Origin of the sequence: Aquimarina sp. AU119, assembly GCF_900312735.1 — a bacterium.
Classification (GTDB): Bacteria; Bacteroidota; Bacteroidia; order Flavobacteriales; family Flavobacteriaceae; genus Aquimarina; species Aquimarina algiphila.
Genome location: NZ_OMPF01000013.1, coordinates 214545 through 229964, shown reverse-complemented (window position 1 = coordinate 229964; position 15420 = coordinate 214545). Strand labels below are relative to the sequence as shown.

Annotated in this window: 12 protein-coding genes; 5 read left to right on the top strand and 7 right to left on the bottom strand. The window is 33.1% G+C overall.

The window, feature by feature from the left end:
- Nucleotides 1-17 precede the first annotated feature (17 nt).
- From DK442_RS09545 to DK442_RS09530, 4 genes are all read right to left on the bottom strand, one after another.
- Nucleotides 18-1232, bottom strand: a complete 1215-nt coding sequence (locus DK442_RS09545) for a primase-helicase family protein (protein ID WP_109435632.1) — start codon at nucleotides 1230-1232, stop codon at nucleotides 18-20.
- A 99-nt stretch (nucleotides 1233-1331) separates the two neighbouring features.
- Nucleotides 1332-1634, bottom strand: coding sequence for a helix-turn-helix domain-containing protein (locus DK442_RS09540; RefSeq protein WP_109435631.1), 303 nt, complete (start codon nucleotides 1632-1634; stop codon nucleotides 1332-1334).
- 155 nt (nucleotides 1635-1789) lie between these two features.
- The gene (locus tag DK442_RS09535; protein WP_109435630.1) at nucleotides 1790-3121 is read right to left on the bottom strand and encodes a hypothetical protein; all 1332 of its coding nucleotides are present in this window, start codon (nucleotides 3119-3121) and stop codon (nucleotides 1790-1792) included.
- A 6-nt stretch (nucleotides 3122-3127) separates the two neighbouring features.
- The gene (locus tag DK442_RS09530; RefSeq protein ID WP_109435629.1) at nucleotides 3128-4363 is read right to left on the bottom strand and encodes a site-specific integrase; all 1236 of its coding nucleotides are present in this window, start codon (nucleotides 4361-4363) and stop codon (nucleotides 3128-3130) included.
- Nucleotides 4364-4971: 608 nt separating this feature from the next.
- Between DK442_RS09530 and DK442_RS09525 the strand changes: the two genes are divergently transcribed.
- Nucleotides 4972-5487: a hypothetical protein gene (locus tag DK442_RS09525; protein ID WP_160114105.1), complete on the top strand. Its 516-nt coding sequence runs from the start codon at nucleotides 4972-4974 to the stop codon at nucleotides 5485-5487.
- A gap of 49 nt (nucleotides 5488-5536) precedes the next feature.
- On the opposite strand, the gene DK442_RS09520 is transcribed toward DK442_RS09525, so the two are convergent.
- Entirely contained in the window at nucleotides 5537-7045 is a 1509-nt protein-coding gene (locus tag DK442_RS09520) for an alpha-L-fucosidase (RefSeq protein WP_235010935.1), read from the bottom strand.
- Between the two features lie 540 nt (nucleotides 7046-7585).
- Nucleotides 7586-8419, bottom strand: a complete 834-nt coding sequence (locus tag DK442_RS09515; RefSeq protein ID WP_333925538.1) for a universal stress protein — start codon at nucleotides 8417-8419, stop codon at nucleotides 7586-7588.
- Nucleotides 8420-8633: 214 nt separating this feature from the next.
- Between DK442_RS09515 and rimP the strand changes: the two genes are divergently transcribed.
- From rimP to infB, 3 genes are read left to right on the top strand one after another with little or no spacing between them, the layout of a single operon-like run.
- Nucleotides 8634-9134 (top strand): ribosome assembly cofactor RimP, encoded by a 501-nt coding sequence (rimP, locus tag DK442_RS09510; RefSeq protein ID WP_235010934.1) that lies wholly within the window; start codon nucleotides 8634-8636, stop codon nucleotides 9132-9134.
- Nucleotides 9135-9149: 15 nt separating this feature from the next.
- On the top strand, nucleotides 9150-10382 hold the full coding sequence (nusA, locus tag DK442_RS09505) for a transcription termination factor NusA (RefSeq protein ID WP_109435626.1): 1233 nt from the start codon (nucleotides 9150-9152) through the stop codon (nucleotides 10380-10382).
- Nucleotides 10383-10425: 43 nt separating this feature from the next.
- The gene (gene infB, locus DK442_RS09500; RefSeq protein WP_109435625.1) at nucleotides 10426-13281 is read left to right on the top strand and encodes a translation initiation factor IF-2; all 2856 of its coding nucleotides are present in this window, start codon (nucleotides 10426-10428) and stop codon (nucleotides 13279-13281) included.
- Between the two features lie 83 nt (nucleotides 13282-13364).
- Here infB and DK442_RS09495 read toward each other — a convergent pair whose 3' ends face one another.
- The gene (locus tag DK442_RS09495; RefSeq protein WP_109435624.1) at nucleotides 13365-13829 is read right to left on the bottom strand and encodes an SPOR domain-containing protein; all 465 of its coding nucleotides are present in this window, start codon (nucleotides 13827-13829) and stop codon (nucleotides 13365-13367) included.
- Between the two features lie 224 nt (nucleotides 13830-14053).
- Here DK442_RS09495 and DK442_RS09490 point away from each other — a divergent pair, with 224 nt between their 5' ends.
- Complete coding sequence (locus tag DK442_RS09490; RefSeq protein ID WP_109435623.1) at nucleotides 14054-15376, top strand: cytochrome c3 family protein; 1323 nt, start codon at nucleotides 14054-14056, stop codon at nucleotides 15374-15376.
- The last annotated feature ends 44 nt before the right edge of the window (nucleotides 15377-15420 follow it).

Sequence of the window (15420 nt, the reverse complement as noted above, 5' to 3'; positions counted from 1 at the left end):
GTTTATGAGGATTTAACTTAATCTGTCATCAATTCATCAAAAAGTTTGAGAACAAAAGCCTTATTTATGGTATAGTATCTTCCTTTACGTTCAATCTGGACAAATTCGCCATAGGATGTATATTCAAAACCTTTATAAGCGTTGGAGTTTTCTGCAGGTTTTAAATCCCAAGTATTTTTAAGGATTTTTCTTATTTCATTAGCTTCAAAGTTTCGCTTTTTAAGCTTATTCAAGCCTGCATTAATTTCTCTTGGAGTAGTTTGTATATAATCGTTTCCAGTAGCATCAAATATTTCATAAAAGAATAAGACTAATTCTTTTTCAAGCTTGTTATTATTTAACCACATAAGTTTAGTTAAAGCTTTGGTTTTTATCTGTTCTGGTGTAAACCACATTCGAGACTGTTTTTGAGTGGTGAAATCAGTTTCATTTAGGAAGCTCAAAAAGGCAGGGATTTCCTTTGTTAATTTAGATAAGAACTCTGTGTCTTCGGATTCAAAAGGTTTAATTTTTCTGACCCAAAAACGTATTTCATCAGAATCAATTAAAATGAAATTATCCTCATTGTTTGAGCATAAAATAAATTTGCCAAAGAATTCAATTTCTACTCGGTCTTTTCCTTTTTCTTCAATCTTATCTTTGTCAGTAGTTGAGAGATATTTTAACCTTTCAGTAATTTCTTTCTTGTCAAAGAAAACTTCATCAATCGCTATTACTAGTTTCGAAGCCCAATCGGCATTAAATTGCGAAGCAAAAGAATCTCCTTTTATGTAGGTCATATTTAAACCGAAAATAGCTTTAAGCCACTTTATAAAAGTTGATTTACCTGTTCCTCGTTCTTTACTCACTAAACATAATATTGGGCCAATTTGAGTTGGTTTGAGTAAAAGCAATCTTAAGTAATCAAGTCCAAGTTCGTATTGCTCTCCAAATATGTGTTTCACAAATTCTAATGAAGCTTCTATTTTACCATATTCACCTATTTTATAAGGTAATTCGTGATAGGTGTTGTAAAACCCTTTAATATATTGTTGGTAATTAATGTGATCAGGAATACAGCAAAAACCATCTAGTTTAGGTATGTTCGCTAAGTATTCTTTTCCATGGTCAGCTACAATAGTTTCTCTATTCCATCTAGTTCTCGTAGAAATTGTATCTCCAGAAATAAGTGGTATTTCAATAATTTTATAATAGGTTGTTCCTATGCGGATATACGGTGTTTCGTTTTCCATAGTGTTGATTTCTATAGAATACAGTATATTTACTGCATCTAATTAATAATTGATGATTAAAGCCTAAAAGAAGTGTAGGAAGCTGTTTTTAGGCTTTTTTTATCTTCGACTTGCCTTGACTAGCTTAGTGTTTTTTCTTGCTTGTTCTAAGAGTTCTTTTTTAGAATAGAATACAGATCGACCTATCTGATAAAAAGGGATTAGTTTTTTCTTTTTCCACTTAATTAGACATTGAACAGAAACGCCCAGCAGTTCTGCAGCTTCTTTTTGGGTAAGACGATCTTCTTCTGGATTGGTAGAGGATTCATCGATAAGTTCGGTTTTTCTAAGACGATTAACTACTAATTCAATAGTATGTTCTAAGTCCTTTTTTGTGAAACCGTATAATATTGGATTATTCATGTTAACACTGTTTTAATTCGACAGTGCTAATCTATTTTAAGGTTGCCTTTTAGAGAATTATAATTTTTAGAAAAGTCTAATCAGGCACGCTTATAAACAATTGATTTTTAACGACTTGAAATTATTTAAATAAATGAATTTTAGTTCGAATTAATTTAATAATTTCTCATTTTCATCTCATTTAATAACGCCTTAACAGAAGTAAGACCATTAAACTTAAATTCTTTTTTTGTTTCAACAGCCTTGTAAATTTTATTTAAGTTTTGATATGAATAACCTTTAGATTTATAGTTTAAATTATCACTGATTAATCTTGGGATAGAAATTTTCTTATCTGTTAGGTACTGTTTTTGATCTCTTAGAAAAAGAATAAATTCAACAAGAACAATGTTGTTAATTTTGATAGATGTATCAATGATATTGTCTTCAGGTTCTGTATTACTTGAATAAAACAAATTAGTTATTAATTTCTCTGCTAGTTGGCGCAATTCTGTTTTCGAAAAACTAGAATTTTCTTTTGATAACAAATAAGTCAGTCCTTGGGTAATTGGCTTTAAGTACTTTTCTTCTCGAACTTCTATTTTATCTCGTCTAAGTTGATCTTTTAATTTTTTTACTATTTTCTTTGCATCATTGTACCTCATTATAAGCTCTTTATTAAAGAGCCTTTTTAATTTATTACTACCTAGGGATTCAAGAAAATATTTTTTTCTTCCAAGCCAAAAATATATTGGGTAAATAAATAAACTTTGCTCATCATTCCACTGGTTTAACCAGTAGTTTGTTTCGTTGATATGAATAAGAGGGAGATTTTTAAAATCATAAGGGATGATAGTTTCAAGCTCAATTAAGTTTTCTAGAAATGTTATTTTCTTTTGCTCCATTTCTTCTATTGAGTTAGAAAGCAATAAATCATTTAAGATTATTTTCTCCCATTCTTCATGTCTAAACAATAGCGGGCTATACAAGGTTATTTTTGAGTCATAGAGTATTGATTCTCGATTTTTTATTTTTTTGTCTATATTTTTTAAATCATATTCATAACTTATTTTTTCAATAGTATTTACATATTCTACTAAAAGATTGAATACGTTGTCATGGTAGTATTTCAGACGAATACTTTCTATTTCATTTGCGCTTAATTTATTTAATTGGTACGTATCTTTTTCGATAAATTCTTGTGGAGTTAATTTTAAGATCTCATCATACAATTTGTTCTTCTCTTTATGTAAATAAATATTTGAGATAAGTCTTTCTCTTTCAAATTTGTAAGAATCTACCTCGCAATTAAATTGATCCGTATTAAACATTTCGTCAACATTGATAAATTCAACTATCTGATTATAAGAATCATTCCCTTCCAAAACCCCAATGCTGTTTAGAAATGTTGCGTTAGTCAAGAAATTTTTGAAATAATCTAATCCTTGTTTGATATCGTTCTTTTTAGAGCGTATTAAATTTTCCAATTTATCAGACTTGATAGTCATATTTTGTTAGATTTTATTCCAGGTGTCATCCATTTCCTTATTCTTAAAGTCATCGGCAATTTCAACATATCTTTTAAAGGATGATTCGTCTTTATGTCCTGTGATATTTCTAACTACCATTTCTTTCATTCCTAAAATGAGGCTATTAGTAACGAAAGTTTTTCTAGCTGTATGACTTGTAATTAACTCATATTTAGGAAGTACTTTATCTACCCTTCTTTGACCTATGTAGCGAGTAATATTAAGAGGTTTATTAATTTTTACTATCTCTGCACATTCTTTAATATATTTATTGAATTTCTGAGAAGAGATGGCGGGTAATGGTTCATATAGTGTTTCCTTATACTTGTCTAATATAGCTTTTGCATAATTATTCAATGGAATTTTATGATCTATTGATTTTGTCTTAGTTATGTTTAGTTTAATGTGATCAGAAAAAACATTTGAAGGTCTTAGTTGTTTTATGTCTGAAAACCTAAGTCCAGTAAAGCATCCAAAACAATAAAAATCTCTAACGTGTTCTAGTCTAGTTGAGTCAAATTCATGATTATACAAAGTCATTAATTCATCCATTGTTAGATAAATAACCTCAATAGTATTACTTACAGTTTTAAATTTTTTAAACTCGAGATTTTCATGATAGTTTCTCTCAAAAGACCAATTCATAAAGGTTTTGAGTACGGATATTATTCTACCGAAATAGTTGTTTAGTGTGTTTCGTTCATCAAATGAATAATCCCTGAATTCTTCATAAAAGTTGATATTGATATTGTCAAATCTCAAATTATAGTTTTTTACAGTATCAAAATCTTGTATGAAATTTTTACAGGAAACATATTTCTTGATAGTTCCTTTCGCTTTAGTGGTCTTGTTGGTGTCAATGAATTCTTGGAATGAGTCAAAAAAGTTAGGAGTTAGGCTATTTGAGCCAAAGTTCTCATTATCTAATTTGTCAAGTATATATTCTTTTGTAAGGACAATGTTATTCAGAAGAGCATTTCTATAAATCAACTTCACTTTATTCTCAAGCTCATCAAGTTCTTTATTATACTCTAAGTGGTAATTATAAGCTTCACTTTTAAGATTGGATTTGATCCTTTGGTTCTTCCAATCTTTAGCAATGGTTTTAACATTTTTGACATTCCTACGTATGCGTTCTCCATTTATAGTAATTAGCATTCGAACAGGTATAAAACCATCTTTGTTTATTTTGTCTTTTCGTAATGTGAATGAAACTTGCATTTTACAATGAATACTGTTTAATAACGATTAATTTAACTCTAGTGAATAAAGTTTAAAATATATTAATTAGGGGGATTTATAGGGGGAAAGAGTGTTGTTTAATTTTGTTAAATAAAGATAACTCTAATGAACCTATAACCCTTATGTATTCAAATATAATGAATTAAATAGAAGTAAACAGGATTTAAAAAGTATGGTAGCCCTAGTAGACCAACTTAAATTGAAGGAATTAGTTTTGATCTAATTCCTTCTTTTTTTTTGAAATAAAAATTACTTAGGCAAAGTAAAGTAGTTTATCTTGAGTCGTAGTCCAAGGTACTCCTAAGTAAACAGGTACAACAACCCTTTAAACATAATCGTTTAAAGGGTTGTTTTTTTAGCAATTTATTTTGTAGGCTTTTTTGTCTTAAGTTGATATAGAGGTTTCTTTTTTGAAAAAAGAGTAAAAACTGATGGGATATCCTGAAAATTTTTAAAAAAGAATCCAACAAGTATTAAAGGAAATTAAAATGATATATGTAAATCTAAGAATTTGTAATTTATTTATGTATTTTAATGTATTGGTTTAGAGGAAGGTAATAGAATGTAAATCTAATAAAACGTAACCTATGAAAATTAGTCATTTTTCACTCTTAATTATAATGCTTTTTCTTTCAAAATTAACTTTTGCTCAAAATCAGGATGTTGATCGAAAAGAAATTGATGAGGTGATCTCAGATTTATATGAATCAATTTCGTTTGATAAAGGAGGAGCCCCGGATTTGGATAAATTAACATCGATTCATCATGCTGAAGCTATGGTTGGAGCTGTAGATACCTCAAAAGTAAGAATGTTTACCGAAAAAGAATTTAGAGCGGCTAATAAAAAAGCTTTCGAGAAAAATAACATTATTTCATTTCAGGAAAAGGAAATTAATGCAATCACTCATGTGTATGGGGGAGTGGCTATGCGTTTTAGTACTTATGAATTTACGATTAAACGAGAGGGTAAAGAGCGTACTATTAGAGGTGTAAATACTATTCAGCTTATAAAAGATCCAAAAAATGGTTGGCTTATATATTCTGTCATTTTTAGTGATAATCGTTCCTACCCTGATTTGCCTTTGATATATCTAAAGGAATAAAAAGTATATTTCACTTTTTAAATATTAAAGCCAAGCATATCGTTTAAAATTAATCTACATGAGCATCAGCCGCACCGCCAATATCATTTTCAGTATATCCTTCAAGTGTTATTTTAAATGAATGAGCGTAAGGAGTGGGTAATTTTTTTGGCACAGTAATAACCAATCCTCTTTCATTTCTTTCCCATTTTATTTTTTCATCACTTCCTAATAATTGGATGTTTTTAATTTTAGAATTTAACAGACCAATTTGCGTGGTCAAAGATTTAATAATTATTTCATCCTTTGGAGCATCCAAGACAATAGCGTAAATCTCTTTATCGGATTTTTTAGTAAATCTAATATCTGTATTTGTATATGCAATTTTTATTTTTTCAACTTTATGCCCTCCTTCAGGTAAGCGTGTTGGACCTTCTCCAAAAATCGTCCAGGGTCGAGTTCCATATATTGCATCTCCATTTACTTTCAGCCAGGCACCCATGTCTTTTAGTAAAGTAGCCATGTCTTCAGGGATAGAGCCATCCGGATTTGGAGGTACGTTTAATAGCATGGCTCCATTTTTTGATACAATGTCAACTAGGATGTCTATGAGTTCATTAGGTGTTTTAAATTTTGCATTTGGGCGATAGAACCATTGTCCGGGAGAAGTGTCGGTTAACCATGCTGCTTTTTTTGGTTGATTTGGACGGCCTCTTTCATAGTCCTTAATTGCAGTTTTTTCGGTAAAGGTGCTTTCTTTGTAACATATGGCTACTTCTTTATTCCATTCTAATCCTTTATTGTAATAATATGCTAAGAATTGAAGTCTTGATTCTTCGGTCATGTTTTCTAACCACCAATCAAACCAAATTAAATCAGGCTGATATACATCTATAAATTCTTTCAATTTTGCCCACCACTCTGTGTAAAAACGATCAGAAGGGGTGTTAGAATCTAACTCATGAGGGTCGGTATATAGATCGTAATCTTCAGATTTTATTCCGCCATACGCATGTGCGGGAGCAAAAAATTTCCAGGTAAAAGCATGATGAAAAGATCCCATGAATTTCATACCTCTTGCCTCGATTTCTTTTTTCAACTCAGCAGAGGGATCGATCCCTCCATAATTCATGGAGTTCCATCGAGTAGCTTTACTGTCCCACATAGCAAAATTGTCATGATGCATAGCGACTGGTCCGGCAAACCTAGCTCCAGAAAGAGCAAATAAATTAGCCCATTCTTTTGCGTTAAATGCTGTAGGTTTAAATTGTTCAATGATATGTTTGTAGCCGAATTTTTTTGGATCACCATACTTTTTTTTGTGATGCATATAATTTGATGAGGGTTTGGTTTTCTTTCCCTTAGTTAACTTTCCATTTTGATACATTAGCATTCCGTGCCAACCCCCGTAGTATTTGTCCGGATCGGCTCCAGCAAATACTTCTGATACAGGTCCCCAGTGTGTGTAGATACCAAATTTAGCGTCTTGGAACCAATCAGGAGTGGCATTTACTTTGTTTATTGATTCCCAGTTTTCTTTAAATTTTTCTGTGTGCTGGGCATTTATAAATATTGTCATATTCAGTGTCATCAAAATGAACATGAAAGTTTGTGTGTAGCTAATTTTCATAATGTATTGAGTTTTCAGCTTTTTGACTTCAAAATTTGATTTTGCATTATTTCATCTGTTGTGATGAATGTTGATTCTAATCACGATTTTTTTCGTTTATAGAAAACCATCGTCTTTAATTTAATGTTATTACTATTGTTTATGCGGGGTTAGTTATAACGTTTTGGGATGAGTAAATTTAGAGAATTAAGGAATGCGTATTTCAGATTTGAATACAACAAATCATTCAAATATTTGATGATATGGTTAAATTACATGGCTCAATTGTTTTTGTGTCTTAATTCAATAAAGTCGATAAGCTTTTTTGGGAAAACATAAAAAAAGAAAAATTGAAAATAATATTAAGGGGCTTGTTGATAAAAATTTGAAGACATAAATAGTTGTTCTAGAGGATATTTCTAAAACTTAGAATACTTTATGTGACTCTGTTGATCTTCTTGAAGAAGTAGGGTTATTCTTTTAGTAGTAAAACTTAGTGTTATAACAAATTTATATTTTAAAAGTTAATACAGGTCTTTTTGCATGGTTCACTACGTCTTCACCCAGGCTACCGTTGATAAAATGAGATATCCCTTTTCTACCATGAGTGCTAATGCCGATCATTCCTGCATTTACAGAACCTGCAAAATTAAGGATTCCTTTTTCTACCGTAATATCATTGTAAATATTTAAAGAATAGTTGTCTATTGGTAAATTAGAGATCATACCGTTCATTTTCTCCTCGGTTTCATAAGTGGTTTTAAAACCGTTTGCAGTATTTACCCATACCAAGTGAAGTTTTGCACCTATTGCTTTAGCGAATTCATGGGCAGCTAATAAAGAAGGTTTGTCTTCATCATCAAAATTGGTTGCGTATACAAAATCATTAACATCAAAAATATCACAATCTTCTTTGATAACTAGTACTGGTTGCTTAGAGGTGCGAACTACTTTTTCTGCATTGGATCCAATAAATAATTCTTCAAAACCAGAAGAGCCATGTGACCCCATGATGATGATGTCCACATTATTTTTTTCACAGGAATCAATAATGCCTCCAAGAACATCTTCAAAACTAACCGTTTCTATAACTTCAATATCTTTTAAGTATTCTTGTTCCATAACTTCTTCAAATTTCTTATGCGTTTGTTTCATGAAGAAGATGGCTTCGGGAGCTGCGGCTGACGCTCCAGAGGACATAAGATCAGAAAGATGTATGGGGAGGTCTAGAATATGTAACAAATAGATTTTGGCACCATTTTTCTTAGCAATTTGCGCGGCCACTTTTAATGCACTTTCAGCTTGTGTAGAAAAGTCAGTTGGAACAAGTATATTTTTAATCATAACAGCACTTTTTTGAAATGAATAACTAATCTTTAATTTACAATTTTAAGCGTATTTGTAATTATTGAATAGTACTTAAGTAGTCAGCTATTACTTTGGGGATGAAACTATCCAAAATTAAGTATCTTAAATTTACGAATAAATTCATTCTCAGCGATATTTTGAATCTAAGATATTATTACTATCTTTGCACCGTTGAAATTAAAAAACCAGGATGAGGGGACGGAAAGTCCCCTCTTTTTATCTATTTATGTCATTAAAGGATCAGGTTCAGGAATTATTAGAAGGGGCGCTTAAAGAAAATCCGTCTTTATTTCTTATCGAAAGTAAAATTCATCCCGATAATAGTATCGAAATTATTATTGATGGAGATGATGGAGTGAAGGTTGAAGATTGTATTGCGGTAAGCCGGGCAATTGAACACAATCTTGACAGAGAAGAGGAGGATTTTTCTCTTCAAGTAATGTCAGCTGGTGTTTCTGAAGGTTTGCAGCACATTCGTCAGTATAAGAAAAATCTTGGTAGGAAAATTAAGATAAAGACAGATGAAGAGGTGTTAGAAGGGGATTTGATTTCGGCAACAGATGATGAAATTACCTTAACATGGAAAGCAAGAGAGCCCAAGCCCGTAGGTAAAGGTAAAGTGACAGTGACAAAAGAGGCTAATGTAGCTTATGAAAATATAGTAGAGGCTAAAGTTATGATAACATTTTAATTATAATATACTGATATGGAAAATATCGCATTAATAGAATCATTTTCAGAATTCAAGGATGATAAGTTTATAGATCGTGTGACGCTGATGTCGATCTTAGAAGATGTATTTAGAAATGCTCTAAAGAAGAAATTTGGTAGTGATGACAATTTCGATATCATTATAAATCCTGATAAAGGAGATTTAGAAATTTGGAGAAACCGTATTGTGGTTGCAGATGGAGAGGTAGAAGATGGTAATCAGGAAATTTCAATAACTGAAGCAAGAAAAATAGAACCAGATTTTGAAGTTGGAGAAGATGTGTCAGAAGAAGTTAAACTGATAGATTTAGGAAGGCGGTCTATATTAGCACTTCGTCAGAATTTGATCTCTAAAATTCATGAACATGATAATACGAATATCTATAAACAGTTTAAAGAATTAGAAGGAGAAATATATACAGCAGAGGTTCATCATATTAGACATAGAGCTATTATAATGTTGGATGATGAAGGTAATGAGATTATATTGCCTAAGGATAGGCAAATTCCATCTGATTTTTTCAGAAAAGGAGAAAATGTAAGAGGAGTTATAGAATCGGTTGAACTTAAAGGAAATAAGCCAGCGATTGTTATGTCTAGAACATCTCCTTTGTTTTTAGAAAAGTTATTCGAATCAGAAATACCAGAGGTTTTTGATGGTTTAATTTCTGTTAAAAAAGTAGTTAGAATTCCGGGAGAAAAAGCCAAAGTTGCTGTAGACTCCTATGATGATAGAATTGATCCGGTTGGTGCATGTGTGGGAATGAAAGGTTCTCGTATCCATGGTATTGTTAGAGAATTAGGGAATGAAAATATTGATGTTATTAATTATACAAATAACTTGCAATTGTTTATTACCCGAGCTTTAAGTCCGGCAAAAGTAACTTCGATTAAGATTAACGAAGAAACTAATCGAGCAGAAGTGATGTTAAGGCCAGAAGAAGTTTCTAAAGCAATTGGTCGTGGAGGACATAATATTAGATTAGCTGGTCAATTAACTGGTTTTGAAATAGATGTGTTTAGAGAAGGAGTTGAAGAAGATGTCGAGTTAACAGAGTTTTCTGATGAGATAGACGCATGGATTATAGAAGAATTTTCTAAGATAGGGTTAGACACGGCAAAAAGTATTTTAGAACAAGATATTAGTGATTTAGTAAAGCGTACTGATCTTGAAGAAGAGACAGTAGGTGAAGTGATTAGAATTTTAAAATCTGAATTTGAAGATTAATAGTCACAATTAATTATATTTGAGCATTAAATAAAAGGCATTTATGGCTGAAGCAGGAACAATGAGATTAAATAAAGTATTACGCGAATTCAATATCTCGCTAGATCGGGCTGTTGACTTTTTGAATTCAAAAGGTCACGAGATAGATGCGCGTCCTACTACCAAGATTTCTTCAGAGATCTATAAGCTCTTGTTTGATGAATTTCAAACTGATAAGAGTAAAAAGGTAGCTTCAAAAGAGGTTGGAGAAGAAAAGAAGAAGGAGAAAGAAGCATTGCGAGTGCAGATAGAGCATGAGCAAGAAGAAAAACGAAAACTTGCCGAAGCTCGCGAAGTGGTAAAAGCCAAAGCTCAATTGAGTGGACCAAAACAAGTCGGTAAGATCGAATTAGAAGGAGGGAAAGAAAAAGATACTGCAAAGCCCGAAACTGAAGCAGTTGAAGCTCCTAAGAAAGAAGAGGTGAAGGAAGAGGTTAAAAGTGCTGCTCCAGAGATGGTGTCAAATAGACCTCAAAAGAAAGGTTTGAAAATCACAAAACAAGCACCAAAAGAGGTGAAGCAAGAAAAGCCTGCAGAAACCAAGCCTGTAGAATCTAAGTCTGCAGAGGCTAAAACCGAAGAAGCTAAACCAGTGGTGTCTGTTGATAAACCAGTTAAAGCAGAAGATGCTCAGCCAGAAGTTCCGGCAGAACCTGTAAAGGTTAAAACACAATATAAAAAGTTAGATGGTCCTAATTTTACAGGTCAAAAAATTGATTTAGCTCAATTTAAAAAACCTGCTAAAAAGAAGGATGATAAATCTGATAAAAAGACTTCTAATGCAGGAGATGCGGCAAAGAAACGTCGTCGAAGAATAAGTAAAGAAGGAGGTTCTCCTGGATCAGGTGGAGGAAGACCAGGTGGTCAAGGAGGTGGAAACCGTGGAGGTGGAAATCGAGGTGGCGGAAACCGAGGGCCTGCAAAAGGAAGAAAACCAGCTGTTGTAAAAGAAGAGCCAAGCGAAGAAGAAGTACAAAAACAAGTTCGTGAGACTCTTGAAAAATTGCAAGGGAAATCAAATAAATCTAAAGCGGCTAAATATCGTAGAGATAAAAGAGATCAACACCGTCAAAAAGCAGAAGATGATGTGGCTCAACAAGAACAAGAAAGTAAGGTTCTTAAAGTTACAGAATTTGTTACAGCTGCAGAGGTTGCGACAATGATGAGTGTGCCTACTACAGATATTATATCTGCTTGTATGTCTCTTGGGATAATGGTTACAATGAATCAGCGTCTAGATGCTGAAACACTTTCTATTGTTGCAGATGAATTTGGTTATGAAGTTGATTTTGTAACAGCAGATATAGAAGAATCTATAGAAGAGATTGTAGATGCGCCAGAGGATCTAAAAACAAGAGCTCCTATAGTAACTGTGATGGGACATGTTGATCACGGAAAAACATCGTTGCTGGATTATATTCGAAAAGAAAATGTAATAGCAGGAGAAAGCGGTGGAATTACACAGCATATTGGAGCATATGGAGTTCAGTTAGAAAATGGGCAAAAGATCGCGTTTTTGGATACACCAGGTCACGAAGCATTTACAGCGATGCGTGCTCGTGGTGCACAAGTGACGGATTTAGCAATTATTGTAATTGCTGCAGATGATGACGTGATGCCTCAGACCAAAGAGGCAATTAGTCATGCTCAAGCTGCCGGAGTTCCAATAATATTTGCAATTAATAAGGTAGATCGACCAGAAGCAAATCCAGAAAAGATAAAAGAAAAATTAGCTTCTATGAATTTATTGGTAGAAGATTGGGGTGGTAAAATACAGTCTCATGATATTTCTGCTAAAACTGGATTAGGAGTTAAAGAGTTGCTTGAAAAAGTACTTCTTGAAGCTGAGATACTTGAACTTAAAGCAAATCCAAATCGATTGGCCTCAGGAACTGTGGTTGAAGCGTTTTTGGATAAAGGACGAGGTTATGTGTCAACAATATTAGTGCAAACCGGAACATTACGTGTAGGAGATTATGTTCTTGCAGGAAAAAATAGTGGAAAGGTGAAGGCGATGCAGGATGAGCGTGGTAATAATGTAAAAGAAGCCGGGCCATCAGCACCAGTATCTATTTTGGGACTTGATGGTGCTCCACAGGCAGGGGATAAGTTTAGTGTGTTAGAAGATGAGCGTGAGGCAAAAGATATTGCTTCAAAACGAGCTCAGTTGCATAGAGAACAATCTGTTCGTACGCAACGTCACATAACATTGGATGAAATTGGACGAAGAATTGCATTAGGAGACTTTAAAGAACTTAATATTATTCTAAAAGGAGATGTTGATGGTTCTGTTGAGGCACTTACTGATTCGTTCCAGAAATTATCAACAGAAGAAATTCATGTAAATATTATTCATAAAGCCGTAGGTGCAATTACAGAAAGTGATGTGTTACTTGCGTCAGCGTCTGATGCAATTATTATTGGATTTAATGTTAGGCCTGCTGGTAATGCAAGACAGGTTGCTGATAAGGAAGAAATCGATATCAGGACATATTCAATTATCTATGATGCGATTAATGATCTTAAAGATGCAATGGAAGGAATGTTGTCACCGGTAATGAAAGAAGAAATTACAGGTACAGCAGAGATTAGAGAAACCTTTAAGATTTCTAAGGTCGGTACTATTGCTGGATGTATGGTGTTGACAGGTAAGATTTATCGTAACTCAGGAATACGTTTGATACGAGAAAGTGTTGTTGTGTATACAGGTGAATTTGCTTCCTTGAAAAGGTTTAAGGATGATGTAAAAGAAGTTGCTAAAGGATATGATTGTGGTCTTCAGATTAAAAATTACAATGATATTAAGGTTGGTGATATAGTAGAAGCTTATCAGGAAGTAGCAGTAAAGAAGAAACTATAGATTGTATAAATATAGTATTGAACAAAACAAAAGCCCGATGTTTTTACATCGGGCTTTTGTTTTGTTATTGTATATAGTGGTATTTATTTTTTCTCTGGTTTGAATATAAAAGCATTTGGAAACTTTTCATGCACCTCTTTTAAGGCTCTGTCGGCTTCGAGTCTTGTACGAAAATTACCTAGCCATACTTTATAATTTGGAGTCTCCCATTGAATAGTAGATTCCCATTTTTCGAATGATTCTTTAGATGATTTTACAATTTCATTAGCTTTATTTAGGTTCCCGTAGTATAATTGAATCTTATAACGGTCGCTAAAATCACCATCTTTTTCCATTTTTAACTTTATATCAAGTAATCTTTTTATTCTTGGATCTTGATTAATAGTAACGGTTGCTTCTGGTGGTGGTAAAATATTAACAGGTACAAAATTGCTCTGATTTAAGTTTTCAGAACTAGGATTTGGGCTATCTTGAGCAGTTAAAGTGCTGGTAGCGATAAGGTAAAAACCAAATATAAAAATACAGTTTGTGGTGTTTAACATTCTCATTACAAATTAATTTGAAGCAAAGGTATGGTTTAATAACTCAAAACAGATTAAAAATATTATTTAGAATTATTATAAATTAATACTTAACGCTTCTCTAACATTTCCAAAATCTACTTATTATAGTACTTTTGTCGTCGAATTAAAAGTGCTGGTTTTTATGTCTTTTTTAAAGAGATTAAAGAAAAAACCATACCAAAATTAAGACGATAATTCTACTTGATAATATGAGACAGGTGAAACACCGAAATTCAGCCTCTAAAATCCTAATCCTAGGAACTGTTTTTTTATTTACTTTTTTTAACCCTGTTTTTGCACAGGATGAAGCGGCCGTTGATAATGTTGCCGCTACTGAAGCTTCGTCTGGAGGAGATGTAGCTAAAGGGGAAGAGTTGTTTAAATCTCTTTGTGCTGCTTGCCATAAGCGTTATAAAAAGATGACAGGTCCTGCTCTTTTTGGAGTAGCTGATAAGTACGAAAGAGAATGGATATACTCTTGGGTAAAGAATAGTGCAGCAATGGTCGCTTCTGGTGATCCTCAAGCTGTTGCTATTTATGAAGAGTATAACAAAACTGCGATGAATGCATTCCCGCAGTTGTCCAATACAGACATTGATAACATCATGGCTTACGTGATGGTGCCTAAAGTAGAACCTCCTACTCCGGTGCCTGGCAATGAATCATCTACTGCTTCAGGAAGTGGTTCAGGAGTTTCAATGAATGTTATTTTGGCAATATTGGCATTGGTATTCCTAATGTTATTGGTTGTATTGTTCTTGGTGAATAAAACACTTAGAAGTTTTGCTGCAGCTAATAATGTTGAATTGCCAGAATCAGAAGCAAGAACTCCTATCTGGAAAGCATTTATTCAAAATCAATTTTTAGTATTGGTTACAGCAATTTTCTTGTTGTTGTCTAGCGGATACTTTGTGTATGGGTATTTTATGCAAGTAGGAGTTGATCAGGGATATGCTCCTATTCAACCAATTCATTACTCGCATAAAATTCATGCTGGGGATAATCAAATTGAATGTAAATACTGTCACTCTTCTGCAAGAGTCAGTAAAACATCTGGGATACCATCTCTTAATGTTTGTATGAACTGTCATAAATCTATAAGTGAGGTTGCGGATGCTACTGCGACACCAGATCATTCTAAAGAATTTTATGATGGTGAAATCCAAAAGCTTTATGATGCAGTAGGTTGGGATGCTAGCGCTCAAGCCTACACTGGTAAAACGAAGCCGGTAAAATGGGTGCGTATTCACAACCTTCCGGATTTTGCATATTTTAATCACTCTCAGCACGTAAGTGTTGCAGGAGTAGAATGTCAGACATGCCACGGGCCTGTAGAAGAAATGGAAATTATGTATCAACATGCTCCACTTACTATGGGATGGTGTATTAACTGTCACAGAGAAACTAACGTGAAGGTTGCTGATAATAAATATTACGAGAAAATTCATAAAGAACTTTCTAAGAAGTATGGTGTAGAGCAATTAACGGCAGCTCAAATGGGCGGTCTGGAATGCGGTAAATGCCATTATTAATAATAAACATTTGATTCCGGATATCGGAAAATAATAGTAAGAAG

Excerpts from the sequence above, each read along its gene's own strand:
- DK442_RS09545 (WP_109435632.1), bottom strand. The coding sequence starts at position 1,232 with ATGGAAAACGAAACACCGTATATCCGCATAGGAACAACCTATTATAAA.
- DK442_RS09540 (WP_109435631.1), bottom strand. The coding sequence starts at position 1,634 with ATGAATAATCCAATATTATACGGTTTCACAAAAAAGGACTTAGAACAT.
- DK442_RS09535 (WP_109435630.1), bottom strand. The coding sequence starts at position 3,121 with ATGACTATCAAGTCTGATAAATTGGAAAATTTAATACGCTCTAAAAAG.
- DK442_RS09530 (WP_109435629.1), bottom strand. The coding sequence starts at position 4,363 with ATGCAAGTTTCATTCACATTACGAAAAGACAAAATAAACAAAGATGGT.
- DK442_RS09525 (WP_160114105.1), top strand. The coding sequence starts at position 4,972 with ATGAAAATTAGTCATTTTTCACTCTTAATTATAATGCTTTTTCTTTCA.
- DK442_RS09520 (WP_235010935.1), bottom strand. The coding sequence starts at position 7,045 with ATGACAATATTTATAAATGCCCAGCACACAGAAAAATTTAAAGAAAAC.
- DK442_RS09515 (WP_333925538.1), bottom strand. The coding sequence starts at position 8,419 with ATGATTAAAAATATACTTGTTCCAACTGACTTTTCTACACAAGCTGAA.
- rimP (WP_235010934.1), top strand. The coding sequence starts at position 8,634 with ATGAGGGGACGGAAAGTCCCCTCTTTTTATCTATTTATGTCATTAAAG.
- nusA (WP_109435626.1), top strand. The coding sequence starts at position 9,150 with ATGGAAAATATCGCATTAATAGAATCATTTTCAGAATTCAAGGATGAT.
- infB (WP_109435625.1), top strand. The coding sequence starts at position 10,426 with ATGGCTGAAGCAGGAACAATGAGATTAAATAAAGTATTACGCGAATTC.
- DK442_RS09495 (WP_109435624.1), bottom strand. The coding sequence starts at position 13,829 with ATGAGAATGTTAAACACCACAAACTGTATTTTTATATTTGGTTTTTAC.
- DK442_RS09490 (WP_109435623.1), top strand. The coding sequence starts at position 14,054 with ATGAGACAGGTGAAACACCGAAATTCAGCCTCTAAAATCCTAATCCTA.